24 protein-coding genes are annotated in these 24,894 nt (G+C 50.0%); 12 read left to right on the plus strand and 12 right to left on the minus strand.

Annotation, left to right across the window (positions count from 1 at the left end; genetic code table 11):
• Window positions 1-2: 2 nt before the first annotated feature.
• Window positions 3-1,139, minus strand: coding sequence for an iron-containing alcohol dehydrogenase (locus GA565_RS10470; protein WP_152198403.1), 1,137 nt, complete (start codon window positions 1,137-1,139; stop codon window positions 3-5).
• A gap of 188 nt (window positions 1,140-1,327) precedes the next feature.
• Between GA565_RS10470 and GA565_RS10475 the strand changes: the two genes are divergently transcribed.
• Genes GA565_RS10475 through GA565_RS10485 form a run of 3 tightly spaced genes read left to right on the plus strand, consistent with a single transcriptional unit; the run spans window position 1,328 to window position 4,444 of the window.
• Window positions 1,328-2,677 carry a four-carbon acid sugar kinase family protein gene (locus GA565_RS10475; protein ID WP_226950945.1) on the plus strand — a complete coding sequence of 450 codons (1,350 nt, stop codon included), beginning with the start codon at window positions 1,328-1,330 and terminating at the stop codon, window positions 2,675-2,677.
• Window positions 2,670-3,650 carry a D-threonate 4-phosphate dehydrogenase gene (locus GA565_RS10480; protein WP_152198404.1) on the plus strand — a complete coding sequence of 327 codons (981 nt, stop codon included), beginning with the start codon at window positions 2,670-2,672 and terminating at the stop codon, window positions 3,648-3,650. The genes GA565_RS10475 and GA565_RS10480 overlap by 8 nt, the downstream gene beginning before the upstream one ends.
• A gap of 35 nt (window positions 3,651-3,685) precedes the next feature.
• A complete protein-coding gene (locus tag GA565_RS10485; RefSeq protein ID WP_255474452.1) occupies window positions 3,686-4,444 on the plus strand; it encodes a DeoR/GlpR family DNA-binding transcription regulator in 759 nt (252 codons plus the stop codon).
• Window positions 4,445-4,482: 38 nt separating this feature from the next.
• Here GA565_RS10485 and GA565_RS10490 read toward each other — a convergent pair whose 3' ends face one another.
• A complete protein-coding gene (locus GA565_RS10490; RefSeq protein ID WP_152198405.1) occupies window positions 4,483-4,914 on the minus strand; it encodes a MarR family winged helix-turn-helix transcriptional regulator in 432 nt (143 codons plus the stop codon).
• Between the two features lie 306 nt (window positions 4,915-5,220).
• Here GA565_RS10490 and GA565_RS10495 point away from each other — a divergent pair, with 306 nt between their 5' ends.
• Window positions 5,221-7,038, plus strand: a complete 1,818-nt coding sequence (locus GA565_RS10495; RefSeq protein WP_226950946.1) for a chloride channel protein — start codon at window positions 5,221-5,223, stop codon at window positions 7,036-7,038.
• Between the two features lie 165 nt (window positions 7,039-7,203).
• Here GA565_RS10495 and GA565_RS10500 read toward each other — a convergent pair whose 3' ends face one another.
• The 4 genes from GA565_RS10500 to GA565_RS10515 form a co-directional block, all read right to left on the minus strand.
• Window positions 7,204-7,521: an EthD family reductase gene (locus tag GA565_RS10500; protein ID WP_152198406.1), complete on the minus strand. Its 318-nt coding sequence runs from the start codon at window positions 7,519-7,521 to the stop codon at window positions 7,204-7,206.
• Window positions 7,522-7,576: 55 nt separating this feature from the next.
• On the minus strand, window positions 7,577-9,031 hold the full coding sequence (locus GA565_RS10505) for an MFS transporter (protein WP_152198407.1): 1,455 nt from the start codon (window positions 9,029-9,031) through the stop codon (window positions 7,577-7,579).
• A 48-nt stretch (window positions 9,032-9,079) separates the two neighbouring features.
• Complete coding sequence (locus GA565_RS10510) at window positions 9,080-9,676, minus strand: TetR/AcrR family transcriptional regulator (RefSeq protein ID WP_152198408.1); 597 nt, start codon at window positions 9,674-9,676, stop codon at window positions 9,080-9,082.
• A gap of 110 nt (window positions 9,677-9,786) precedes the next feature.
• Entirely contained in the window at window positions 9,787-10,275 is a 489-nt protein-coding gene (locus GA565_RS10515; protein WP_152198409.1) for a hypothetical protein, read from the minus strand.
• A gap of 126 nt (window positions 10,276-10,401) precedes the next feature.
• Between GA565_RS10515 and GA565_RS10520 the strand changes: the two genes are divergently transcribed.
• Window positions 10,402-11,310, plus strand: a complete 909-nt coding sequence (locus GA565_RS10520) for an AraC family transcriptional regulator (RefSeq protein WP_152198410.1) — start codon at window positions 10,402-10,404, stop codon at window positions 11,308-11,310.
• A gap of 263 nt (window positions 11,311-11,573) precedes the next feature.
• Here the strand turns inward: GA565_RS10520 and GA565_RS10525 are convergent, their stop codons facing one another.
• Window positions 11,574-12,251, minus strand: coding sequence for an SDR family oxidoreductase (locus GA565_RS10525; protein ID WP_152198411.1), 678 nt, complete (start codon window positions 12,249-12,251; stop codon window positions 11,574-11,576).
• A gap of 621 nt (window positions 12,252-12,872) precedes the next feature.
• Complete coding sequence (gene ychF / locus GA565_RS10530) at window positions 12,873-13,964, minus strand: redox-regulated ATPase YchF (RefSeq protein ID WP_055770996.1); 1,092 nt, start codon at window positions 13,962-13,964, stop codon at window positions 12,873-12,875.
• A gap of 380 nt (window positions 13,965-14,344) precedes the next feature.
• Here ychF and GA565_RS10535 point away from each other — a divergent pair, with 380 nt between their 5' ends.
• Complete coding sequence (locus GA565_RS10535) at window positions 14,345-15,874, plus strand: SulP family inorganic anion transporter (RefSeq protein WP_152198412.1); 1,530 nt, start codon at window positions 14,345-14,347, stop codon at window positions 15,872-15,874.
• 109 nt (window positions 15,875-15,983) lie between these two features.
• Here GA565_RS10535 and pth read toward each other — a convergent pair whose 3' ends face one another.
• A complete protein-coding gene (pth, locus tag GA565_RS10540; RefSeq protein WP_055771007.1) occupies window positions 15,984-16,574 on the minus strand; it encodes an aminoacyl-tRNA hydrolase in 591 nt (196 codons plus the stop codon).
• A gap of 296 nt (window positions 16,575-16,870) precedes the next feature.
• On the opposite strand from pth, the gene ychH reads away from it, so the two are divergent.
• Complete coding sequence (ychH, locus tag GA565_RS10545; RefSeq protein ID WP_152198413.1) at window positions 16,871-17,143, plus strand: stress-induced protein YchH; 273 nt, start codon at window positions 16,871-16,873, stop codon at window positions 17,141-17,143.
• A gap of 105 nt (window positions 17,144-17,248) precedes the next feature.
• On the opposite strand, the gene prs is transcribed toward ychH, so the two are convergent.
• The 3 genes from prs to lolB all read right to left on the minus strand — a co-directional run bounded on the left by prs (window position 17,249) and on the right by lolB (window position 19,904).
• Window positions 17,249-18,196 (minus strand): ribose-phosphate diphosphokinase, encoded by a 948-nt coding sequence (prs, locus tag GA565_RS10550; RefSeq protein ID WP_139804047.1) that lies wholly within the window; start codon window positions 18,194-18,196, stop codon window positions 17,249-17,251.
• A gap of 219 nt (window positions 18,197-18,415) precedes the next feature.
• Window positions 18,416-19,276: a 4-(cytidine 5'-diphospho)-2-C-methyl-D-erythritol kinase gene (gene ispE / locus GA565_RS10555; protein ID WP_152198414.1), complete on the minus strand. Its 861-nt coding sequence runs from the start codon at window positions 19,274-19,276 to the stop codon at window positions 18,416-18,418.
• 1 nt (window position 19,277) lies between these two features.
• Window positions 19,278-19,904: a lipoprotein insertase outer membrane protein LolB gene (gene lolB, locus GA565_RS10560; RefSeq protein ID WP_152198415.1), complete on the minus strand. Its 627-nt coding sequence runs from the start codon at window positions 19,902-19,904 to the stop codon at window positions 19,278-19,280.
• Between the two features lie 327 nt (window positions 19,905-20,231).
• Here lolB and hemA point away from each other — a divergent pair, with 327 nt between their 5' ends.
• From hemA to sirB1, 5 genes are all read left to right on the plus strand, one after another.
• The gene (hemA, locus tag GA565_RS10565; RefSeq protein WP_152198416.1) at window positions 20,232-21,509 is read left to right on the plus strand and encodes a glutamyl-tRNA reductase; all 1,278 of its coding nucleotides are present in this window, start codon (window positions 20,232-20,234) and stop codon (window positions 21,507-21,509) included.
• A gap of 97 nt (window positions 21,510-21,606) precedes the next feature.
• Window positions 21,607-22,689: a peptide chain release factor 1 gene (gene prfA / locus GA565_RS10570; RefSeq protein ID WP_055771019.1), complete on the plus strand. Its 1,083-nt coding sequence runs from the start codon at window positions 21,607-21,609 to the stop codon at window positions 22,687-22,689.
• Window positions 22,689-23,534, plus strand: a complete 846-nt coding sequence (gene prmC, locus GA565_RS10575) for a peptide chain release factor N(5)-glutamine methyltransferase (RefSeq protein WP_152198417.1) — start codon at window positions 22,689-22,691, stop codon at window positions 23,532-23,534. Before prfA ends, prmC begins: the two co-directional genes overlap by 1 nt.
• A gap of 124 nt (window positions 23,535-23,658) precedes the next feature.
• Window positions 23,659-24,060, plus strand: coding sequence for a SirB2 family protein (locus GA565_RS10580; protein ID WP_152198418.1), 402 nt, complete (start codon window positions 23,659-23,661; stop codon window positions 24,058-24,060).
• 2 nt (window positions 24,061-24,062) lie between these two features.
• Window positions 24,063-24,872, plus strand: coding sequence for an invasion regulator SirB1 (gene sirB1, locus GA565_RS10585; RefSeq protein WP_152198419.1), 810 nt, complete (start codon window positions 24,063-24,065; stop codon window positions 24,870-24,872).
• Window positions 24,873-24,894: the final 22 nt, after the last annotated feature.

Genomic DNA, 24,894 nt, shown 5'->3' on the forward strand with positions numbered 1-24,894 from the left:
TGTTAGCGAATACTCTGATAAATTTCTTCTAGGTGTTTTTTCTCAATCGGCATGGGCACATTTTTAATCAAACGTTGTACCTCTATTGCCCCTTGCGACAAATAAGCAATGTCATCAGGTGTGATGTTCAACTGGCTTAATTTGACCGGTAAGTCCAGGCGGTGAACGAGTGCGTCAAAATATTCCACCAAGGCGTGGGATTTGTCCTCTTCACCCAACAGCAGGTCAGCATCGGGTATCAGGTCGTAAGCCTGGGCGAACTTACTCACCGCGGCAGGTCTGATAAATGCCATACAGGGTGCCAGCAGAATGGCGTTAGCGATGCCGTGAGGAATGTGATATTTCCCGCCGAGCGGGTATGACATAGCGTGTACCAGATGTGTACCCGCATGGGCAATCGATGCACCGCCATAATAAGATGCCCAAAGCATATTCAAGCGAGCTTCAAGATCCCCCGGTTCTGTCACGGTTGTTTCGATGCTGGCGAATAACTTTTTCATTCCAACCAGCGCGTAATTATCACTGACCGGATTGGCTATCACTGACGTGAAACATTCGAATAAATGGCATAGGGCATCGATGCCGGTCGAGGCCGCAATGCGCGCGGGCATGCTGGTCGTCAGTTCTGGCACCAGTGCCACGTAATCGGGCAGCATGACCGGTGTAATAATGCCGATTTTGGTTTCTTTTTCAGGGATTGCCAGAATGGCGTTGGGCGTGGCTTCTGAACCCGTGCCGGCGGTGGCAGGAATGAGCAGGGAGGTTGTACGTCGCTGGGGTTTCTCACCGGCCAACAGGCCGTTTAATGTCACTTTTTCATCTCCCGCACACAGCAGCGACAGCAGTTTGGCCACATCCAGCACGCTTCCTCCGCCCACGCCGATCACCATATCGGCGCGCTGCTTGTTTAGCGTTTTAAGGATAGCAGCAACGTCATGTTGGCTCGGCTCGGGAGGAACGCTGTCGATTATACGCACGCTGCAGCCAGCACTGTTTAACTGGTCGAGCAGCGATTGCACGGGTGCCAATCCAATAATATTTTTATCGCTAACCAGCACCACCTGATGTTTTCCAGCCAGTAAATAGCCGATGTCATGCAACGACTGATAACCACTGATGATTGTGCTGCCTATATTCATGCTTGCATTTCCTGTCATTAAGTCTTGGTAAGAGTGAGCTCAATCATTAAGGTCGATACTCCTCACATCGTCAGGGGAATTTATAGGCGAAATTGAAGTTGAATAATTTGAAGTTGCTCACATATAATCAATCATGATTGAATATAATCATATCCAGCAAATAAACCTGACTTTATCATCACGGAGCCATGATGGCCGAAACAGTGACAACCACAGACCCTCGAGCGCCAGTGCAAATTCTGGTGATCGCCGATGACTTTACTGGAGCGAACGACACCGGGGTGGCATTGGTTGAGCATGGGATGGCCGTTTGCGTGCGATTTGATCTGACCCATTGCACAAAGAGTGAAGGGGATAGACGGGCATCAATTTATAGCACCGACAGCCGCGCATTAAACGCTACTGAGGCGGCACAAAGCGTGAGAAGGGTTATTCAGGCTGCTTTGCCGACATTTTCAAGCCGCCGCTGGGTGTTCAAAAAAATGGATTCTACGCTTCGTGGCAACCCCGGGGCAGAAACAGAAGCTGCCCTGATGGCGCTTGATTGCCCGCTGGCAATTGTTGCCACCGCGGTGCCTGACTTGGGCCGCGTGGTGATAGAAGGACTCTGTTATGTCAATGGTTGCCTGCTCACAGACACCGAATTTGGTACCGACCCCAAAACGCCGGTGAACACGGCAAGCGTGGGCAAGCGCCTCGCAGAACAAACGGCACTGCGCCAGCATCATGTTTCACTTCACGCGCTTCGTGCCAATGACTTTCAGACCCAACTTACCGCGCTGGTGGATGCGGGTATTCGCATTGTGATTGCTGACAGCCAAACGTCAGAAGACTTGGCGCGTCTTGTCCAGGCTGCCGAGACTTTGCCATTCAGACCGCTGCTGGTTGGCGCATCCGGATTAAGTCAGGCGTTGGCCAGCCATTGTTTGAGCGGAATTAAGACGTCCACCCCCTTTGAGGTGCGCAGGCCAGCTCCCGTGCTGGCCGTAGTCGGCTCAATGAGTGAAGCGGCTGCGGGACAGATTGCTTTTGCTTTGCAGCACCGTTCGGCCGCGCTCATTAATATTGACGTGCTTATGCTCTTTACAGATAGAGCAACACAGTGGCTGACCCAACTCTCGACGCAGATTTGCAGCGCAATCGAGAAGGGAAAGCACTGCATTGTCAGTACTTGTCAAAACACAGATCAGAGGCAGTACGTTGCTCAATTTTGCCAGCAAAATCAAATCAGCCGCCAGCACATGGGGAACAGCATTGCCACGTTTATCGGGCAGCTAATTCAACACGTTTTTCAGAAAATTGAAACACGACCGGGCGGCGTTTATTTGTCCGGCGGTGACATCGCCCTGGCCGTTGCGCGCGCACTGGGTGCTACAGGGTTTGAGATTAAAGGCCAGATAGCGGGCTGCGTTCCTTGGGGATATCTGCAAGAGAGTCAGATTGAATGTCTCCCCGTGCTGACCAAAGCGGGCGGATTCGGCCATGAAAATACACTACTTGAAGTTTTACGCTTTATTGAGGAGAAGTTGAGTGAATAAAATTATTGCAGTAACTATGGGCGATCCTGCTGGTATTGGCCCGGAAATCATTCTTAAAGCGCTAGCTGAAGGTGAGTTGTCTGGTACAAAAGCGGTCGTGGTCGGTTGTGCCGCTACATTTCGCCGTATCCTCGCATTGGGGATAACCCCGGCGGCTGAGTTGCGAGTCATTAATGACGTTTCACAGGCACATTTTGCGCCGGGCGTCATCAATGTCATTGATGAGCCACTGGCCCATCCCGATGCGCTAGTGCCTGGAAAAGTGCAGAAAGAGGCGGGAGATTTAGCATACCGCTGTGTGAAACGCGCAACAGAGCTGGCCATGGCCGGACAAGTTCAAGGGGTTGCGACTGCACCACTAAACAAAGAAGCCTTGCATTCTGCCGGGCATATTTATCCGGGGCATACAGAATTACTGGCGAAACTGACTCACAGTCGTGACTACGCCATGGTGCTTTTTACTGAAAAACTCAAAGTTATCCATGTGACGACTCATATTGCACTGCGCAAGTTCCTCGATACGTTGAATCAAGACCGCGTCGAAACGGTTATTCAAATGGCGGACACTTTCCTGCGTCGTGTTGGCTATGATAATCCACGCATTGCCGTAGCCGGTGTGAATCCCCATGCCGGTGAAAATGGCCTGTTTGGTGATGAAGAAATCAAGATTGTTGGGCCATCTGTCGAAAAAATGAAAGCTCAAGGTCTTAACGTCGTTGGCCCATGCCCACCGGATACCGTGTTCCTTCAAACCTATGAAGGCATGTACGACATTGTGGTGGCAATGTATCATGACCAGGGACATATCCCTTTGAAGCTCATGGGATTTTATGACGGTGTAAACATTACCGCCGGATTGCCGTTCATCCGAACATCAGCAGATCATGGCACTGCGTTTGATATTGCGTGGACAGGAAAAGCCAAGTCTGAGAGCATGGCGATATCAATTCAGTTAGCCGTTCAACTGGCGTAATCCTACGTCAGCAGCGCAGGGAAAAAGGAATCACGTTGACCGGACAAAGCCGCCTCGATCAGATTATGGATTTTCTGAAAAGTCATAACCTGGTCACCGTTGAACAGCTGGTTGCCGCTATTTCGGCATCCCCGGCAACCATTCGCCGCGACCTGATAAAATTGGATGAACAGGGCGTAATCAGCCGCAGCCACGGCGGGGTTACGCTTAACCGCTTTATCCCCAACCAGCCAACCACCAATGAGAAACTCCAGCTAAGCCTGCAAGAAAAGCAGGTTATCGCCGAAGTCGCGGCATCGATGGTAAAACCGGGTGATGCCGTCGTGCTAGACGCGGGAACAACCATGCTTGAACTTGCCCGCAACTTGACACATTTTCCACTAAGGGTGATCACCGCAGATTTGCGGATCGCGCTGTTTTTATCCGAGTTCAAACAAATTGAAGTAACTATCATAGGTGGGCGCATAGACGACAGCAGTCAGTCCTGCGTGGGTGAACATGGGAGAAAGTTGCTAAGAAGCATGTATCCGGATATCGCGTTTATCAGCTGTAATTCGTGGAGCCTGGACAAAGGCATCACCACACCCACAGAAGAAAAAGCGGGGCTAAAGCAGGATCTGGCAAAAAATGCTCGTCGTCGTGTCTTGCTGGCAGATAGCAGTAAATACGGCGCATACTCATTATTTTGCGTCTCTCAGCTGACTGAAATGACCGACATAATTACCGATAAAGGGTTGAATACAGATATCCGTCAATTATTAGATGAGCAACCCTTTAATCTGACATTGGCCTGAATACGATAAAGTATTGTCATTGATATGACGCTACCCTATTAGCCTAAACCATCCTGAGCGGGTAAAGTTTCATCATTGAAAGCGGTGATCTGATGAACACTAAAAACATCCTTCAGTGAGAGCAGCTCCGCCTCATGGAGCGCCGCTAATCGAGATAAGCGAAGTTTGCCTTCCTCCAGTAAATGAACTTCAACACGTCGGCGATCGGTCGTACTTTTTTTTCTCTCAATAAGTCCCAGGAGTTCACAACGAGTCAGCAAAGCAACGGTGCCATGATGTTTCATTTGTAAACGCTCGGCAATCTCCCCTACGGTAGCCCAGCTTCTTCCCGGAAATCCCTCAACGTGCAACATCAGAAGATACTGCAAGGGGGTAAGCTCTTCTTTTTTAGCCACTTCCTCACTGAAATGTAAAAATCTCCGCAGTTGATAGCGAAATTCGGAAAGGGCTTCGTATTGACTTTTTTTCATATTCTGACCTGTAAATCGAAAATAATTAGGGTTGAAACACACCTTATATATATCATAACATGATGTATATAAGGTGTGTCTGACCTTCGAGTTATGACTCATCCGTAAAGAAGTTTGTTAATCGGTGTGCTCATTTCTGTTCCGAAGGCTCAACCAGGGGCTGTCGAAAAGGGCGTTCCAATGGACATTTTGAGGCTGGCGGAAACGTGAACTTAATCACAAAAAATGATGACCACTTGACCCAATTTTCCTATGCAAAAAAACCGGTATCTCAAGCCAGAACTCTCTTCATAAGGCATTTTTTAAATGTTGAAAAACAATAATCCAATGGACCCGTTGCACGGCTCGATTCCAATTTCGCCTTCGCTAGAAGTTTCCCTTATTAATGCCCATATGGCAAAAAAGTCTCAACCGTTGACCCGACGTGTGCTCTGGATTGGAGCCCTTAGTCTCGTTTTAGGGGGAGTATCAGCCATCGTCGCTAATTTATTAGTTCGATTAATAGGATTAGTGACAAATTTCAGTTTTTTTGGTCGCATATCTACCGAATTCAGCAGCCCAACAAATAATCAACTTGGCTTGTGGGTCATCGTGGTACCTGTTATTGGCGGTCTGTTTGTGGGTGCTATGGCAAAGTGGGGATCGAAAGCAATCCGTGGACATGGCATTCCGGAAGCGATGGAACAGGTTCTAATAAATGAAAGCCGTATTCCAGCACGCATGACTTGGTTAAAACCAATATCCTCGGCCATTGTTATTGGCACCGGTGGCCCTTTCGGCGCAGAAGGTCCTATTATTGCTACCGGTGGAGCATTGGGTTCTCTAATGGGGCAGCTTATAAAGGTTACCACCGACGAACGTAAAACATTACTTGCCGCCGGAGCCGCTGCGGGTATGGCCGCTATCTTTGCTGCGCCCATTTCAGCGATATTATTGGCTATTGAACTTCTCCTGTTTGAGCGTCGTGCTCGCTCGCTAATACCTGTTGCTCTTGCTGTCGTTACCGCGACAAGCGTGCGCTATGCCCTGGAAGGCAGCACACCTATATTTGCCATGTCCTCGATTGCCATTCCTGGCATCATCGCACTGATTATCTATACCATGCTAGGAGCGATACTCGGTGTGGCGGCCATCGGCGTCACAAAATTTACTTATGCGGTAGAGGATTTTTTCGAGAAATTACCGATTCACTGGGTGTTTTGGCCGGCGATTGGCGGATTGGTTATCGGCGTAGTGGGTTTCATAGAACCGCAAACATTAGGGGTGGGTTATAACAACATAGCCACTCTCCTGAATGGCAATATGGCTCTTAATGCTATGATTGCGTTGTGTTTTTTTAAATTTTTATCGTGGTCTATCGCGTTAGGAAGTGGTACGTCCGGAGGTACACTGGCACCGTTATTTATGGTAGGTGGCGCGCTAGGTGGAATAATAGGGACGGTATTGTCAGTGCATTTTCCCGAATTTGGTGTTGATCCACGTATCGCTGCGCTTGTAGGTATGGCTGCGTTGTTTGCAGGAGCATCCCGCGCTTTTATGACCTCGGTAATTTTTGCATTTGAAACAACTCAGCAGCCTCACGGCCTTCTTCCGCTATTATCCGGATGTGCAGCAGCTTATCTGGTATCAGGCCTGATGATGCGCCAAACCATCATGACGGAAAAGATTCATCGCCGTGGCGTAAGAGTTCCTGCTGATTATGGAAGTGATTACCTGGATCTCATCCCGGTAGGCGCAATTTGTAGCCGCAATGTTATTGTTCTCGAGGCCGCTCAGTCTTTGATTGAGGTGAGAAAATGGTTAGAACAAGATACAGAGCAGGCTCGTCATCAAGGTTTTCCCGTTCGTAAAGGTGAGCATATTGTGGGTATTGTGACTCGCAAGGATTTGGCTAATATTAATCTTCGGGATAATTTGACTATTCGGGATTGTATTAATCGTCCGCCACTCGTTGTTCAGGAAAGCCATTCTGCACGCGAGGCTGCCGACCATATGGTTGATGCTGCCGTTGGCCGACTCATCGTTGTTGCCGATAATAATCTCGAAAAGATGGTAGGAATTGTCACGCGAGGAGACCTTTTGGCCGCGCATTCACAACGGTTGAAAGAAAAAAACCATCTATAACAGCTTGCTTGCCATAATAATGAGAAGTTGGCTTTAAAGAACGACGTCAGCTGGGCAAAAGGGAGCAGCATTTTTAAAACCATTCATTTTATCCTCTCTTCGGCTAGGCAAGTTCGTTTCGGTATGTGCTGCTCTTGAGCAGCACATACCTATAACTACTTTGCTCTATAAGCGTTGTGCACGCACACGTATGGGGATGAGATCGGTGAAAATCGGAACATCTGCCATCACCTCAGGCACTTCCGGGGAGGAAAAGACAGTCTCCATTGCCGCCTCATCCCGGAAGATGCATTCGCAAACGGCGACCGTTCCCGTTTCTTCGCGTGCAGGATAGAACGCGGCGACGTTTAACAAACCATACTTACCCCATGAACGCATCACCAGCGGGAGATGCACATTATTGTAATGTTCCCGATCAAATCGGTCCTCCGGCGTTCCTTGATAAGTCACATACACAACCACCTGCGAATCATAAATACTCATAGTTTTCTCCTGGTAGATGAATCAATATTTTTTGCGTTACTTAAAAGTGCATAATTTAACGGACTGCTTGCTCTTTAAACGCAGACATATCAGCAGATTGCCGAGCAAGCTTAATAGCCAGTCCTGCCCCCAAAGCCAGACAGAAAGCGATACAGAGAATTGAGACAAGAAATGCATGCGTGATATTTGCCGCGGTATCACGGTCGCCGAGAAGTGTGTAAAAAACCCCTCCAATGACAGCAACGCTTAGCGCGGTACTGATTTGTAACGTTGAACTCGCTATCCCGGCAATCATGCCCGAGAAAGCAGGGGCAACACGGCTTGTTAACATCCGCATCAATGTTGGCAGCCCAAGACCCTGTCCAAAGCCGATGACAAACAGCAGTAAAGCAAGCGGTAGGGTTGAGGGCGACGCCCCAATGGCTGTATTTGAGATTAAGCATGCCATACCAATCAATCCCACGGTTTCCAACCCCATGCCAATCGGATTGACATAGTTTCCTGCAAAACGCTTTAAATAAGCTGTCAACAGTGGGCCTAGCAGTAATCCGCCACCGAATGGCAGAAACACCAGTCCCGCGCTTAGCGCACTTTTATGCAAGGCACTTTGCAAATAGACCGAAAAGATCAGAAAGAAAACGCCGATGGAGTAAAACATTAATGCAACCACTAAGCCTCTCCCCAAACCCGGCATGCGCAGAATTACCGGGTCGATCAGCGGCGTACCGCCCCTCTGACTAAGCCGAGTCTCATAGCGCCAGAACAGACTTGCCAGCAGTGGTACAGCGATGAACGATAACCATACCCACCAAGGCCATCCGGCGGCACGGCCCTCGATTAAAGGTACGATCAGCAGACTCAGTGTCACTATGGATAACAGCACGCCGCCGGGATCCAATTTGGCTGCATGCTTGGCCCGCGTTTCTTTTAGTAAAGGGAGACCGAACAGGATGACCAGCAGTGCGATTGGCAAGTTAACGAGAAAAATGGCTCGCCATCCTACACCAAACAGGTTCAATGAAATCAAGATGCCACCCAGTGCCTGCCCGATAACGGAAGCCAGACCAAACATCGCGCCATACAGGCTGAGTGCGAGCGGTTTTTCAGATTCGGGAAAAATAACCTGAATAGAGGCAAGTGCTTGAGGTGCCATTACAGCTGCCGTCAAGCCTTGCAAAATACGCCCGGCAATGAGCATCCATGGAGACCCTGCAAAGCCACACAGCACTGATGCGCCCGTAAAGCCTATAAGGCCAATAAAAAACATTCGGCCACGTCCGTAAAGGTCACCTAACCGACCACCGGTAATTAATGTCACAGCATAAAATGCTGCGTAGGAGGAAATAACTAATTGTTCTGCTGAGGAGGACGTGCCTAACTCTCCCTGAATCGAAGGAAGCGCAACATTGACAATAAAAAAATCAAGCGGCGGGAGGAACGTGCCAACCAGCAGTACCATAAACATGGCCCAGCGCCGTGGCTCAGCAGGTTTAGCATTAGTTGTCGACATAAAAGCCTCTTTATGGAACCGATCGGTTCCTTATTGGGTAAAAAAATCTTATTCCAGAATACGCATTGCACAATCTATCAAAGCGATCATGTCTGCTTCAGGCGCTCCAGTTTTACCCAGCACTCGCATCCCTTGGATTTGGCATACCAGAAAACGCGCCATAACCTGCTCATCGCGTTCTGGGATCTCACCGTTTGCCTGACCGCGTACGATGGCACCCGCGTAAAGTTGCTGCAATCGTCGGAACATGCGTCCGGTTCGCTCTGCCACCTCAGCATCATGCGCCGCCATTTCAGTAGCTAACGAAACGACGAGACATCCACGTAATCCTGGATCACCTGATGAAAGTTGAGCGTAGCGTAACAGTGACTCACGAATTGTATTCTTAGCCTTGCCAGGTTGGGACAGTAAATCTGCAGTCTCCCGTAACCCTTTGGACATGTACAAATCAAGCGCGGCCAATAACAGACCTTTTTTATCGCCGAATGCCTTGTAGAGGCTACCGCGCGATAATCCGGTGCCTGCGATTAAATCGGGCAAGGATGTTGCTTCATATCCTTTATCCCAAAAGACGTGCATGGCATCATGGGCTGCGGCGTCAAGTTCAAATTCACGCGGTCGCCCACTGCCAGTCGGATTTGCCATGGATGTCTCTGCCTTTTTATCGTACACTTAGAAACTGATTGGTTCCTATTTTAGCGTCAACGTTAAGAGAACATCAAGTTTTAAATGCGTATGGCTTTGAGGCTAATGCGTTACCGAGCAACGTACCTGCTTTGTTTCCTTATATAAAATACTTGTGCTGTCACGCCGACTACCAGAGCGATGGCAATAAACCCGAGAATTCCGCTGAGCAAAGGAGATTGTGGGTCTGTGACAATAGGGTGGCTGTCAGGCACTCTGCGCAATGTTTCAGATACTGTCGGGACCATCAGAAAAAATGCGGTCAGACTCAGTATGATGGTTTCCAGGTATAAGCCCGCTTGCCCTTTCCAGGGGATGAAACCCACAGTGTAACCTGCGAGTAACAGTAAGAGAGTGACGGCACCAATTGCCGGACTTATGGGCTGATGTGCCACCAGAAAAACGGTGCAACAGCCGATCAACATGCAAAAGAAGTAGGCCACGCCCGCCTTTGACCGAGGAACTATGCGGCCATGTTTGATGAACATATAAGCGGCCAATGGAACGGCGGGTAGGCTTCCTAATGTGTGTACCCAACCAAGCGGAGTTATTCCGAACATTCGACTATTCCTGTTTGATAGATCTTTTGAAGGAGATAACCTTCATCGCTGTAAAGTGTCATTAATGACAGCGATGAAGCGTTAATATTACGATGCTTAAGCTATCAGAACCAAGGTGGAACCGACATGACCGAATCACTCGAAAATTTGACCATTCTTCCAGAGATGCGCTTGGACGGGCTGGCATCAGGGGATCTTCTCTCGCAGGTATTGGCCCAAATTCGCCTCACCGGGGATCGCGTCTACTCTTGCACATTGGCATTGGGTGAACGGCTTGAATTGGATGCAAAAAGTGCCCACGTCTGCGTGCTTCGAAGCGGTGAGATGCAGATAGAGGGCATCGATGGGCAGCAAGTTACAATCAGTCAGGGCGATATTGTATTGCTTCCTCACGACTCGGCATCAGTAAATATCATCATGAGTGAGGGGGATGCGCAGGTCGTTATTTGTCGATTTTGGTTCGATGTCAGCAGTTTTCAAGCGATGCTGTTTGCAATGCCCAATCTTATCCATATCAAACAGATCGATACGGCTACTTGGGCAGAAGGCATACTTCATTTTATGTTGTTAGAGGCTAATGACTCGCAGCCAGGTGGCGCATTGATGGTTTCACGTTTGATAGATCTCACCGTTATTCGAATCCTAAGAACATGGGTCCAACAGGGATCTGCATCAGGATGGCTTGGAGGCCTGTCTGATGAAAACATTGCCCGTACACTTAGAGCAATCCATGAAAAACCCGGACAACAATGGCGCATTGATGCACTTGCTTCGATAGCTGGAATGTCACGATCAGGGTTTTGTGAACGCTTTAATCGCTTGGTGGGACGTTCACCGCTGCGCTATCAAAATGAATGGCGACTCAGGCTGGCAAAAGCCATGCTTTCAAAAAAAGATAGCCGCATAGGTAAAGTAGGTTTTGCCGTAGGCTATGAATCCGAAGCGTCTTTCAGCCGGGCATACAAAGCTTATTTTGGCCGATCCCCTCGAGACGATATTAACCAGAAAATGTCTGAGGGGCGCTTAAGCGGGTAGGGGAAGCGCCTGCTGGACGTGATGCTAATTGGGTGACGGTGGTGTCGTTTTAGGGGAAATGGTATGCCAGTACGCTTGTGGGGTGGTTTATAGAATATGAGTAAGCTTGCACCATAATGCAGGCTCAATGACTACGTAAAACTGCAGCGCAGCAAGATGACTTTGGCGCGGTACTTCACCGTTTTGAGGGACGAAGTTAGCAGGTGAATTAACCTTCCACTGATAATTCATTGAGTCTGTTATTAGGGGCTACGTTTTTTAAGTTACCATTTCAATATATTCCCCGAATAATCAATAAAATGATGTCCTCCTTTGCCGCTCCAGGCCATGACCTGCTTGGTAATGCCATCAGTACTTTCTTCAATCGTCAGCGTGGCATTTTTTCCGCCCATATCAGTTTGTACCCAGCCAGGATGGACCGATAACAGTGTATGGTTTTTCAGTTGAGTTTCACTTAATAGTCCCCGTGTAAGCATATTGAGGGCGGCTTTACTGGCGGCATATAAGGGATAAGTCGCTGAGCTGTTTTCATTCAAACTCGCCAACTGGGAAGTCATCAATGCCAGTACACCCGTTTGTGGTTTTAACAGGGGCAAAAGTTCTGACGCACAGCGAACCGGAGAGAAAGTGTTGGTCATGAAAAGCGAGAAGATATCATGGTCACTCGCCTGCGTGACTTCCTGATGCGCCGGGCCATAGACGCCAGCATTGATGAATATAAGGTCAAATTGATGGCCTGAAAGCTGGTCTTTCAACGCCTGCCTCTGTACTTGATCATTTATATCTGCCGTCAGCCATTTGACGGACGCAGGACTGTCCTTCGGGGATGTTCCTCGAGACGTGGCAGCGACCTGCCAGCCACGCCCGGATAGCTGTTTGACGATGCCTAGACCGATTCCGCGCGACGCACCTATGATGAGAGCTGAAGAGGACATATTCATATTTCCTTTCTGTAGGCAGTGGGTTATTAAAACGTAGCGTACAACCCTCGAGAGCCATTGGCCGTGATGCTGTTAACCTGTTAATAAATAAAATTGATAATCTGGCTAGTGCTGCCCGGCGACAGATGCTGGAATGGCCGTTTGTGGTTCGCGCCAGTGCCTGAAAAGTGCCCGTTCATCCGCATTTTTGCCGTCGTATTTTTTCATCTCGAAGTTATGATTGTGATAGGCCAACTTGAGCAGCGGAATTTTGGTTTCGAGCAGTGAAAGATTGAGTAGGTCGGCATGTGGATATTGACTTCGCCACCCTTGGTAGAAATCACCGGGACGATTACGGGAAAATGTAACTCATTGAAAATGGGTGTAGCGAGGGTATAGGGCGCCAAAACGGTCGTATTGTCCATTTCACACACCCGAATAAGGCGTTATTCAAGCAGTAAATATTTAAAAAATCACAATTTTATCGGTTAAAACAGCGAGATTAACGTTGATCGTGACTGTTCAAAAGGCAATGTTTTAAACCCGCATAACATATCCCCCTGTCTGGAAACAGGGGGATAATGGGTCAGAAAAGTCATCTACAGAGCATTTCCGACGCGGAAAACTTCACGTTTAAAAAATTTAAACGTTAAAAAGGAAGTTCATCACGTCGCCGTCTTTAACGATGTAGTCTTTACCCTCTGAACGCATTTTACCGGCTTCTTTAGCGCCTTGCTCCCCCTTGAAGGACACAAAGTCGTCAAAACCGATGGTTTGTGCGCGGATAAATCCTTTCTCGAAGTCGGTGTGGATCTTACCGGCAGCCTGTGGTGCGGTCGCGCCAACAGGAATAGTCCACGCACGCACTTCTTTCACGCCTGCGGTGAAATAGGTTTGCAGGCTCAGCAGTTCGTAACCCGCGCGGATCACACGGTTCAGACCTGGCTCTTCCAGACCCATCTCAGCCATAAATTCGGCGCGGTCTTCATCTTCCAGCTCGGCGATGTCAGATTCAACGGCGGCACACACGGCAACCACGACAGAACCTTCGGCATCAGCGATAGCGCGAACTTTATCGAGATACGGGTTATTTTCGTAACCGTCTTCGTTTACATTGGCGATATACATGGTAGGTTTCAGCGTCAGGAAGCTCAGGTAGCGAATGGCCGCTCGGTCTTCATCGCTCAGGTCTAGCGCGCGCAGCATACCGGCTTGCTCAAGCTGCGGCAGGCATTTTTCCAACGCGGCCAGTTCAGCCTTAGCGTCTTTATCGCCGCCCTTAGCTTTTTTCTGTACGCGATGAATAGCGCGTTCGCAGGTTTCAAGGTCGGAAAGGGCCAGTTCGGTATTGATAACGTCAATGTCATCAACCGGATCGACTTTGTTGTTTACGTGAATGATGTTGTCATTTTCAAAACAACGCACCACGTGGCCGATGGCTTCGGTTTCGCGAATGTTGGTCAGGAACTGGTTACCCAGGCCTTCGCCTTTTGACGCGCCTTTAACCAGGCCCGCGATATCAACGAATTCCATGGTAGTAGGAACAACGCGCTGTGGTTTAACAATCTCAGACAGTTTGTCGAGACGTGGGTCAGGCATTGGCACAACACCGGTATTAGGCTCGATAGTACAGAACGGGAAATTGGCCGCTTCGATACCCGCTTTGGTCAGCGCATTAAAAAGAGTTGATTTACCGACGTTCGGCAGGCCGACGATACCGCATTTGAATCCCATGTTTTATATCACCTTAATATCTTAATAATCAGGCGGTTAAGTTAATTTGCCTGAGGTAATGACCATAATTTCGCTTATTATACACAGTTTGAGTGCTTAACTCGATCCGCATCTTTTTTAAGGCTCAAAACAAACGTGGTGCTGCGCTTTTGAACACCGTTTCGGGCATTAATTGTTGCCTCGATCGCATGATTTACCGATACTGTTTTAAAAATTAACTAATGAGAGCGATGCCGGATGTACTTCTTGCTTAGTCCACCCTGAGTTTTGCCCCCACATATTAAGGGTATTCACCCTGATTTATCGCCCGCTGATCGTTTGCATCAGTCTGGGCTGCACTCTTTTGACCTAACTTTTAACCTAAGATAGTGGACTTTCTGATGTTAACTCTGAAAAACTTCAGGGCGGCGGACGTTAAAAATGACGTTCTGGCCGGCTTTGTGGTGGCAGTTTCAATGATCCCCGAAGCGGTGGGATTCTCGTTGGTTGCCGGCTTATCCCCCATTGTTGGGCTGCATACGGCTTTTATTATCGGCATTGTTACGGCGCTGTTTGGCGGCAAGCCGGGAATGGTTTCGGGTGCGGCGGGTTCGATTGTGGTGGTGTTGATGAGTCTGGCCGCACAGCACGGCATGGGATACGTGCTGTGGGCAACGCTGTTTGCCGGACTGATTCAAATCGCGATTGGCGTATTACGTTTGGGCAAATTCATTCGCCTGGTGCCGTTGCCGGCAATCCACGGATTTGTTAACGGGTTGGCGATTGTGATTATGCTGGCGCAGCTGCATATGATTGCCGGGCAGGGGATGCTGATGTATGCGCTAGTGCTGTTGGCCGTTGCGGTTGTGGTCATCTTCCCCAAAATCACCCGCGTTATTCCTTCCTCGCTGGCTGCGCTGATTATTGTTTCTGCCGTGGCGATTGGTTTTCATCTGCAAACCCTGCGCGTTGGTGACCTGGCCGATATTTCAGGAACATTGCCAAGCTTTGCGCTCCCTACCGCACCCTTTACGCTGGATATGCTGAAAGTGGTGCTGCCTTACGCCGTGGTGATTGCCTTGGTGGGTCTGATTGAATCGCTGTTAACCATGACGGTACTTGATGAGATGGGCGGCAAAAAAGGTAATGGTAATCGTGAGAGTATCGCGCAGGGCGCGGGCAATACGATTTGCGGCCTGTTTGGATGTTTCGCCGGTTGCGCGATGATAGGCCAGTCGATTATTAACTTTACCTCTGGTGGTCGTGGCCGTATATCAGGCACGGTTGGGGCGATTTTGCTGATTCTATTCGTGGTCAGTCTGGCTGATTATATTGGGCTTATTCCCGTCGCCGCGCTGGCGGGTATTATGCTGGTGGTGTGTTACAACACCTTTGAGTGGAGCTCGTTTCGTCGCCTACGCCGTATGCCGAAATCCGATGCGCTGGTGATGGTGGCAGTGACGCTGATCACTATTTTTACCGATTTAGCGGTGGCGGTTATCAGCGGCGTAATTATTTCTGCGTTGGTCTTTGCCTGGCAGCACGCGCGCATTACGGTTCGCAGCCGTCAGCAGAAGGGGGAATGGGGGGTGTATAAACTCGAAGGCCCACTGTTCTTTGGCTCTACCGCGGCCTTTGCCGAACTGTTTACGCCTGAAAGCGATCCGCAAAATGTGGTGTTGGACTTTTCCTCTACGCGGGTCATGGATTCGAGCGGCGTAGAGGCGATTGACAAAATTACCGCACGCTATCTTGATGCGGGCAAATCTATCAGGCTGCGTCATCTGAGTGCCGACTGTGTGAGGCTGCTCGCTAAAGCGGGGCCGTTCTGCAGTCACGAACTTGACGACCCAGATTATTACGTTGCGGAAGATGATTACCAGACTGAGGATACATCAGTCAGTAAAGAGACCTTTAAGCTCAGGACGTAATTCCTTAATAATCAAAGGGGAGAGTGTAGTCGCTGCTCCCCCATCCTAGCCTTCCCCCGACGATGAAGGCATCAAATCAACGACGCGGCGGGGAAGGGATTAAAAAGTTTTAAACTTCCGCCTTAAAAGTGTGCAGTCGGTTCATCGCCTTCAATAACCCATCTTTCATCAAAATATCGGTACAGCGCAGCGACTCGTCGATAGCGGCATCAATCAGCTTTTGTTCGCTGGTAGGGGGCTTGCCGAGAACAAATCCCACGACTTTATTGCGATCGCCCGGATGACCAATGCCAATGCGCAGACGATAAAAGTTCGGGTTGTTGCCCAGCCGGTTCTGAATGTCTTTCAGCCCGTTGTGACCGCCATTGCCGCCGCCAAGCTTGATTTTTGCCACGCCGGGAGGAATATCCAGTTCGTCGTGTGCGACCAGTATTTCGTCAGGTTCGACGCGGTAGAAGTTCGCCATGGCAATCACTGCTTTGCCACTCAGGTTCATGAAAGTCGTGGGAACCAGCAGGCGAACGTCTTGCCCATTGAGTGACAAACGCGCCGTGTAGCCGAAAAATTTGCTCTCTTCCTTTAACTGTTGGTTATGCTGACGCGCCAATAAATCAACATACCAGGCGCCGGCATTGTGGCGGGTCTGGGCATATTCGGCACCTGGATTTGCCAGGCCAACGATTAATTTAATGCTGCTCACGCTCATTTCGCTTCTTGAAAGAATAATCTGGCCGATAGTTTACCCGTGCTTTGCCGTCGTGCCAAACCGCACAAGAAATTAAGCGCCAATTAGTTCAGAATCTAATAGTTGCAATTAATAACTATTAGATTTTCAAGCAGATAAACGGTAAGAAGCGTAAAGATTTGTCATTTTTCATCTCCACACTGTGATCGTCCCCGCAACCTGTTGCTCTATGCCGGACTATAATTTGTACAGGATGAAGTTCACGCTTTGCACTGACGCAAAGAAACCCAACGGATTACCGGAGGCGACGTATGAAACGTAAAAACGCAACAGTATGCGGCAATGTGTTAATGGGATTGGGATTAGTGACCATGATTGGCGGGGTAGGGTACTCAATCCTTAACCAGCTGCCGAATCTCGGCTTACCGCAGTTCTTTGCTCACGGCGCAATTATGTGCATTTTTATCGGCGCGCTACTGTGGCTGACCGGGGCCAGGGTCGGCGGGCGCGAAGGCGTAGTCGATCGTTACTATTGGGTGCGTCATTATGATGCCCGCTGCCGTAAAGGCCATAAGCATTCATAAGGTTAACTATTAAATCCTGATTTTAGCGCTGACAAACTAAAAAGCCCCGGCTAAACATTAGCTGGGGCTTTTTGTTATTAATCACTCACCTGGTGGAAACAGTGATTAATGCTCGAACATCGCTGAAATCGATTCTTCATTACTGATACGGCGTATGGCTTCAGCCAGCATGCCGGACAGGGTCAGAGTACGAACGTTTTTCAGGGCGCGAATTTCTGCTGACAGCGGAATGGTATCGCAAACAATCACTTCATCAAGCACGGAGTGTTTGATGTTTTCAACCGCATTGCCGGAGAAAATTGGGTGAGTCGCATAAGCAAAGACGCGCTTTGCACCGCGTTCTTTCAGTGCTTCTGCGGCTTTACACAATGTACCGCCGGTGTCGATCATGTCATCAACAAGGATACAGTCGCGGCCGGTAACGTCACCGATGATGTGCATCACCTGCGAAACGTTTGCGCGTGGGCGACGTTTATCGATGATGGCCATGTCGGTGTCGTTGAGCAACTTGGCAACGGCACGGGCACGTACTACGCCGCCGATGTCTGGAGAAACCACGATTGGGTTTTCCAGGTTTTGCTGCAACATATCTTCGAGCAGGATTGGGCTGCCAAACACGTTATCAACCGGGACATCGAAGAAGCCCTGGATTTGCTCTGCGTGCAAATCAACGGTTAATACGCGGTCAACACCAACGCTGGAAAGAAAGTCTGCAACAACTTTGGCGGTGATAGGAACACGCGCTGAACGCACGCGGCGATCCTGACGTGCATAACCGAAGTAAGGGATAACTGCCGTGATGCGACCGGCAGACGCGCGCCGGAGTGCATCCACCATCACCACTAATTCCATCAGGTTGTCGTTAGTAGGCGCGCAAGTGGATTGGATAATGAAAATATCTCCGCCACGTACATTTTCGTTAATTTGCACACTTACTTCGCCGTCGCTGAAACGACTAACGGCGGCATCACCTAAGCTGGTGTATAAACGGTTGGCAATTCGTTGTGCTAGTTCCGGGATGGCGTTACCAGCAAAAAGCTTCATATCAGGCACGAGAAGAACCTCAGGCTTGCGTCCAGAAAAGATACGGCACATGGCTCCACCGGGCGGTGAGCGAAGCCACAGCAATATACATAGGTACATCTTACCTTTCTTCTTTCCCCTTGCAGGCGTTGCCCCCTGCGCGGGAAAGTCTGTCGGGTATACAGATTAAATCTAAAAATTCCAAGAGGCTGGCAAAGAACAGACACAATAACGGGAAACTGTGATTGTCTACGCTTTGGCTGCGGCTCTCATCAGCTCGGCGCGGGTTTTATGCAGAGGCGAAACGTTAACGCCTTGGGCAACAAAACCGTTGATCCATGCCGGAGCTTTACTCAGCACCTCGCGGGCGGACGCCTCTGTGTCAAATTCGGCAAACACACAGGCACCTGTACCAGTGAGGCGCGACGGCGCGTATTCTAGCAGCCATGAAAGCAGCTGTTCAACCTCGTAAAAACGTTTTCTTGCAATCGGTTCACAATCATTGCTGTAATCTGTGTGCAATAGCACATCAATCGAGCGCTTTGGCGTATTACGAATCAATTCAGGATCGCCAAAAATTGCCGGCGTTGGAATGCTGACGCCGGGATGAGCAACAAGATACCATTTTTCTGCCGGTGAAACCGGTTTTAACACCTCACCGATGCCTTCGGCAAATGCCGAGTGACCCATCACGAACACCGGCACGTCGGCGCCCAAACTTACGCCAAGCTCGGCCAGCTGGTTGTCGCTAAGTCCACAGTTCCACAGCATGTTCAGTGCAATCAGCGTCGTTGCGGCATTAGATGACCCACCGCCGAGACCGCCGCCCATGGGCAAACGTTTCTCAAGGACAATATCGGCGCCGCAGGCAGCAGACGCGTGATGCTGTAACAATTTTGCAGCCCGCACAATAAGGTTCTGCTCATCCGGCACGCCAACAATCGAGGGGATGAGCGTAATTTTATTGTCATCACGCGGCGTAAAGGCCAAGCTGTCGCCGTAGTCAATAAACTGAAACAGCGTTTGCAGGTCATGATAGCCGTTGGCGCGCTGACCGGTGATATAGAGAAACAAATTGAGTTTAGCCGGAGATGGCCAGATTTGCGTCATCTCAGTTTAATGTCCAGCTGTCCATTTTCAATTTAATTCTCTGTGACCCTTGAGCCATCTCGAGACGGTTAGGTAGTGACGGCGTCGTGGTGGTGTCGTAGCTTTGATAGGTAACACTGCCGTTCAGGCCTTGCTGCTTGTAGTTGACCTGACGCAGGCGATATTGGCTGTCGAGGCTGAAGTCGCTGCTGTCACCCGGCAGGCCCAGCATCCACTGACGCAGGTTGACCAGCGGAATCGACATCCCGGTCAGTTTCTGAATCATGTCGTCAGGATTGTCGCTGGTGTACTGTTTGCCCTGATTGTTGGTCAGCTGTGCAACGCCGTTTTGCACTTTAAGTTCCATTTCTGTGCTGCCAAGTGGGTTGGTCAACAGCAGGCGGTAGCTTTGCGGGGAGTATTGCTGCCAGAAGAAGCGTGCATAAACTTTTTGTTTATCAGAGATATAAGCAAAGGCACCGCGTGTTTGATAATGCTCGAGTTGTTTAACCTGCTGTTCGTGCTGACGCCACTCGGGGGACGTTGGACTGGTTGACGGCCCGGTAGTCGGCGAAAAGGTCGAACAGGCTGTCAGCACCAGACTGGCGAGAGGGAGCAGGCGGAGCAGGTTTACTTTATGCATTGGCATAACGAGTCGGGTCCTTTCATTAGAAGCGCATAGCAGACGCAGGCAGTTTAGCATAAGCCCGTCATCCTTGAGTTTGAAAAATCACGCGATGGTGAGGCAGTCATCGTGGCTTTAACAGTCGGTAATTGTAATCAGCTTTGTCTGTTTGTGGGGGTAGAAATGTTGTAAATGATAATCACTCGCTGTTGCCAAGTGCCTTTAATCACAGCTTTTTATAAAAACCGGACAGATAGTGCGGTGTGGCTTTTATTGATCTCGCGCATCTTGTAGAATGCGCCTCAGACGTAAACCCATACAAAGAAAAGTCTCAATTCGACTATCGCTCCCATGACCCTACTTGCATTAGGCATTAACCATAAAACCGCCCCGATATCTCTGCGTGAAAAGATTACGTTTTCGCCAGATACTATCGAGCAGGCGCTCTCAAGTCTGCTTCAGCAACCGCTGGTGCAGGGGGGCGTCGTGTTGTCTACCTGTAACCGTACCGAGCTTTATCTCAGCGTCGAGCAGCAGGAGCAACTACAGGGTAAAGGGGGAGTGCATGAGCAACTGGTGACGTGGTTGTGTGACTACCATCATCTGAGTGCAGATGATGTTAAAAAGAGTCTTTACTGGCATCAGGATAACGCCGCAGTTAGTCATCTGATGCGCGTTGCCAGCGGTCTGGATTCGCTGGTTCTCGGTGAACCGCAGATTCTGGGGCAGGTTAAAAAAGCCTTTGCAGAATCGCAGCATGGTCAGGCCGTGTCCGGTGAGCTTGAGCGTTTATTCCAAAAATCATTCTCGGTCGCAAAACGCGTGCGCACTGAAACAGACATTGGTGCCAGTGCCGTTTCTGTCGCTTTTGCTGCCTGTACGCTGGCGCGTCAAATCTTTGAGTCCCTGTCTGAAGTCAACGTGCTGCTGGTCGGCGCGGGTGAAACTATTGAACTGGTGGCGCGTCATCTGCGCGAGCACAAAGTGCGTCATATGATGATTGCCAACCGCACGCGTGAGCGCGCTCAGCTGCTGGCCGATGAGGTCGGGGCGGAAGTGGTTTCGCTTCAGGATATAGATTCGCGGTTGGCCGAGGCCGACATTATTATCAGCTCTACCGCCAGTCCGCTGCCTATTATCGGCAAGGGCATGGTTGAGCGTGCGCTCAAGGCGCGTCGCAATCAGCCTATGCTGATGGTCGATATTGCCGTTCCGCGCGATATCGAGCCTGAAGTGGGCAAATTGGCCAACGCCTACCTCTACAGCGTTGATGACCTGCACAGCATTATTCAAAATAATCTTGCCCAACGTAAGGCGGCTGCTGTTCAGGCTGAATCTATCGTTGAGCAGGAAAGCTCCAATTTTATGGCCTGGCTGCGTTCTCAGGGCGCGGTTGAAGTTATTCGTGATTATCGCTCCCGCGCCGACACCGTACGCGCCGATATGGAAGCAAAAGCCCTGGCGGCAATTGCTCAGGGCGCTGATGTACAAAGCGTTATTCACGATCTGGCCCATAAACTCACCAACCGCCTCATCCATGCACCTACCCGGTCACTTCAGCAGGCAGCCAGCGATGGCGATGTTGAGCGTTTGCAAATTTTACGCGATAGTCTCGGGTTAGATCAGTAAACTACCTAAAAGGTCGAGTACCGAAAGGCGGCCAACACACCTGCGTCTGGATGGATGTTGGGTTCAGTTTTTATTATCACAGGGTTAAACACTACGCATGAAGCCTTCTATTGTTGCCAAACTGGAAGTGTTACAAGAGCGCCATGAAGAAGTTGAGGCAATGCTCGGCGATGCCGCCGTGATTGCCGATCAGGACAAATTCCGCAATCTTTCCCGTGAATACGCTCAGTTGAGCGACGTTTCCGCCTGTTTTCTAACCTGGCGTCAGGCACAGGAAGACCTGGCCGCCGCGCAGGAGATGCTCGACGATCCCGAGATGCGCGAAATGGCGCAGGATGAAATCAAACAGTGCCAGAACAAACTCGAAGAGCTTGAGCAAGAACTGCAACTGCTGCTTTTACCCAAAGACCCCGACGACGAACGTGGCTGCTTCCTTGAAGTGCGTGCCGGTACCGGCGGCGACGAAGCCGCGATATTTGCTGGCGATCTGTTCCGCATGTACAGCCGTTACGCCGAAACGCGCCGCTGGCGTGTAGAGATTATCAGCGCCAACGACGGTGAGCACGGCGGCTATAAGGAGGTGATTGCCAAAGTCAGTGGCGACGGCGTTTATGGTCAGTTCAAATTCGAATCGGGCGGACATCGCGTTCAGCGTGTGCCTGAAACCGAGTCACAGGGCCGTATTCACACCTCGGCCTGCACCGTGGCGGTAATGCCTGAAGTACCAGAAGCCGAAATGCCGGAAATCAACGCCGGTGACCTGCGCATCGACACCTTCCGTTCATCCGGTGCGGGCGGTCAGCACGTTAACACCACCGACTCTGCAATCCGTATTACCCACTTGCCAACCGGCATTGTAGTTGAATGTCAGGACGAACGTTCTCAGCACAAAAACAAAGCCAAGGCGTTGTCAGTGTTGGGGGCGCGTATTCGTGCGGCAGAAGTGGCAAAGCGTCAGCTCGAAGAGGCCTCTACTCGTCGTAACCTGCTGGGCAGCGGCGACCGATCTGACCGTAACCGCACTTACAACTTCCCGCAGGGAAGAGTGACCGACCACCGTATCAACCTGACAATTTATCGTCTTGATGAAGTGATGGAAGGCAAGCTTGATATGCTTATACAACCGATTGTGCAGGAATATCAGGCCGACCAGCTCGCCGCGTTGTCCGAGCAGGAATAATGGACTTTACCCGCTGGCTGACCCAAGCTATTGGTCGTCTGGCGGCCAGCGACAGCCCCAAGCGAGATGCTGAAATCTTGCTGGGGCACGTTACTGGTCGTGCACGAACGTTTATTATGGCATTTGGTGAAACAATGCTCACCGAGCCGCAGCAGCTACAGCTTGAGTTACTGCTGAGCCGACGCGAGAAGGGCGAACCCGTCGCCTATCTGGTCGGTGAACGCGAGTTCTGGTCACTTCCGCTGTCCGTTTCCCCCGCCACACTCATTCCTCGTCCTGATACAGAATGTCTGGTTGAGCAGGCTCTGTTGCGCCTCGGCAGCACGCCTGCCTGCGCGCTGGATTTAGGTACGGGAACCGGAGCCATTGCGCTGGCATTGGCCAGCGAACGTCCAGACTGTGAGTTTACCGGCGTAGACCTCCAACCGGAGGCCGTAGCGCTGGCGCAGTACAACGCCAGAAAACTTGCGATCCCTAATGCAGAATTCTTGCAGGGTAGCTGGTTTACACCGGTAAGTGGCCGCACCTTTCAGCTCATTGTCAGTAATCCTCCCTATATAGACGCAACCGATCCGCATCTTGATGAGGGCGACGTTCGCTTTGAACCCGCCACGGCGTTGATTGCCGACAATAAAGGGCTGGCAGACATTGATTATATTACGACCCACGCACCGGCGTTTCTTAAACCGCAGGGCTGGTTGTTGTTGGAGCACGGTTGGCAGCAGGGTGAGTCGGTGAGGGCCATCTTGCTGTCTGCCGGTTTTATCGCCGTCGAGACCATAAAGGATTATGGCGATAATGACCGAGTTTCGTTTGGACAATGGCCCGGCTTGCCGCCTGTTTAACGCAGAATCTCTTATTCCCTGCCCCCGATTTGGCGTAAAGATGGCCACCCGGAATACATTGTGCATGGGGAAATTCGCGCAGTGATTGAGCCTCAGGATTAACCTGATAAAAAAGGAAGCAGCAATGTCGTCATATATTTGGGTGAAAAATTTCCATATCGTAGTAATAACTGTCAGTATCGTTCTGTTTATTCTGCGATTTTTTTGGAAATGGGCAAACTCTCCGCTCGCGCAGAAACGCTGGGTGAAAATAGTGCCACACATTGTCGACACTTTTATGCTGATAAGCGGTATCTGGCTGGTGGTTATTACCCATTTTTATCCGTTTTCCCCACAAGGTTCATGGCTGACCGAAAAGCTTTTTGGCGTTATTATCTATATCGCCCTTGGATTTATGGCTCTGGGGTCAGGCAAAAACGGCTCGCGCAGCCAAAAGACGCGTTGGGTGGCTTTTATTCTGGCCTTGGGTTGTTTGTATTTGATTGTTAAGCTGGCTATGACAAAAGTACCGCTGCTAATGGGATAACTATGAGCGCTATTGCTGATTTTGAATTTAATGAAGCGCCATTAAGCGCAGGTGTCATCCTGGTAACGCAGGCAATTCGCTTTGATTTTAAAGCCGATGACGTAAATCGTCAGTTGCAGGTTCTGGTTGAAGAAGCCCGAAGCAAGGTACCTGAAGAACTGAGTCAGGATCAGCAGCTTGAAGTTTTAATTGAGTTATTTTATCGCACTTGGGGTTTTGGCGGAGCGGGGGGCGTTTACCGCCTGTCCGATGCAATGTGGATAGATAAGGTTCTGGCCTCGCGTCAGGGTACGCCGGTTTCATTGGGCGTAATTTTCCTGCATATTGCTCACGCGCTTGAGCTGCCGTTGATGCCGGTAATTTTCCCGACTCAACTTATTCTGCGTGCCGACTGGCTCGATGAAGAGATGTGGCTGGTGAATCCGCTTAACGGCGAAACCCTGAGTGAACATGTTTTGGAAGTGTGGCTTAAAGGTAATCTGGGCGTAAGCGCCGTCATTGAGGACGATGACCTCGAAGAAGCCGATCATACGATGATTATCCGCAAAATGTTGGATACGCTTAAAGCCGCGCTAATGGAAGAAAAACAGATGGAACTGGCGCTGAGTGCCAGTGAAGCGGTTCTTGAGTTTGATCCCGACGATCCTTATGAAATTCGCGATCGCGGGCTGATTTATGCACAGCTTGACTGTAATCACGTGGCGATTTCCGACCTCAATTACTTCGTCGAACAGTGCCCTGAAGACCCGATATCAGAAGTGATAAAAATTCAAATTCACTCAATTGAACAGAAACAAATAACGTTACATTAGCAGCCTAAGTAGCTGTGACATC

This window comes from Rouxiella sp. S1S-2 (genome assembly GCF_009208105.1).
In the GTDB taxonomy this organism is placed as follows: Bacteria; Pseudomonadota; Gammaproteobacteria; order Enterobacterales; family Enterobacteriaceae; genus Rouxiella.

Coding starts and splice junctions, on each gene's coding strand:
- GA565_RS10470 (WP_152198403.1), bottom strand. CDS start 1,139: ATGAATATAGGCAGCACAATCATCAGTGGTTATCAGTCGTTGCATGAC.
- GA565_RS10475 (WP_226950945.1), top strand. CDS start 1,328: ATGATGGCCGAAACAGTGACAACCACAGACCCTCGAGCGCCAGTGCAA.
- GA565_RS10490 (WP_152198405.1), bottom strand. CDS start 4,914: ATGAAAAAAAGTCAATACGAAGCCCTTTCCGAATTTCGCTATCAACTG.
- GA565_RS10495 (WP_226950946.1), top strand. CDS start 5,221: ATGTTGAAAAACAATAATCCAATGGACCCGTTGCACGGCTCGATTCCA.
- GA565_RS10500 (WP_152198406.1), bottom strand. CDS start 7,521: ATGAGTATTTATGATTCGCAGGTGGTTGTGTATGTGACTTATCAAGGA.
- GA565_RS10505 (WP_152198407.1), bottom strand. CDS start 9,031: ATGTCGACAACTAATGCTAAACCTGCTGAGCCACGGCGCTGGGCCATG.
- GA565_RS10510 (WP_152198408.1), bottom strand. CDS start 9,676: ATGGCAAATCCGACTGGCAGTGGGCGACCGCGTGAATTTGAACTTGAC.
- GA565_RS10515 (WP_152198409.1), bottom strand. CDS start 10,275: ATGTTCGGAATAACTCCGCTTGGTTGGGTACACACATTAGGAAGCCTA.
- GA565_RS10520 (WP_152198410.1), top strand. CDS start 10,402: ATGACCGAATCACTCGAAAATTTGACCATTCTTCCAGAGATGCGCTTG.
- GA565_RS10525 (WP_152198411.1), bottom strand. CDS start 12,251: ATGAATATGTCCTCTTCAGCTCTCATCATAGGTGCGTCGCGCGGAATC.
- ychF (WP_055770996.1), bottom strand. CDS start 13,964: ATGGGATTCAAATGCGGTATCGTCGGCCTGCCGAACGTCGGTAAATCA.
- GA565_RS10535 (WP_152198412.1), top strand. CDS start 14,345: ATGTTAACTCTGAAAAACTTCAGGGCGGCGGACGTTAAAAATGACGTT.
- ychH (WP_152198413.1), top strand. CDS start 16,871: ATGAAACGTAAAAACGCAACAGTATGCGGCAATGTGTTAATGGGATTG.
- ispE (WP_152198414.1), bottom strand. CDS start 19,276: ATGACGCAAATCTGGCCATCTCCGGCTAAACTCAATTTGTTTCTCTAT.
- lolB (WP_152198415.1), bottom strand. CDS start 19,904: ATGCCAATGCATAAAGTAAACCTGCTCCGCCTGCTCCCTCTCGCCAGT.
- hemA (WP_152198416.1), top strand. CDS start 20,232: ATGACCCTACTTGCATTAGGCATTAACCATAAAACCGCCCCGATATCT.
- prfA (WP_055771019.1), top strand. CDS start 21,607: ATGAAGCCTTCTATTGTTGCCAAACTGGAAGTGTTACAAGAGCGCCAT.
- prmC (WP_152198417.1), top strand. CDS start 22,689: ATGGACTTTACCCGCTGGCTGACCCAAGCTATTGGTCGTCTGGCGGCC.
- GA565_RS10580 (WP_152198418.1), top strand. CDS start 23,659: ATGTCGTCATATATTTGGGTGAAAAATTTCCATATCGTAGTAATAACT.
- sirB1 (WP_152198419.1), top strand. CDS start 24,063: ATGAGCGCTATTGCTGATTTTGAATTTAATGAAGCGCCATTAAGCGCA.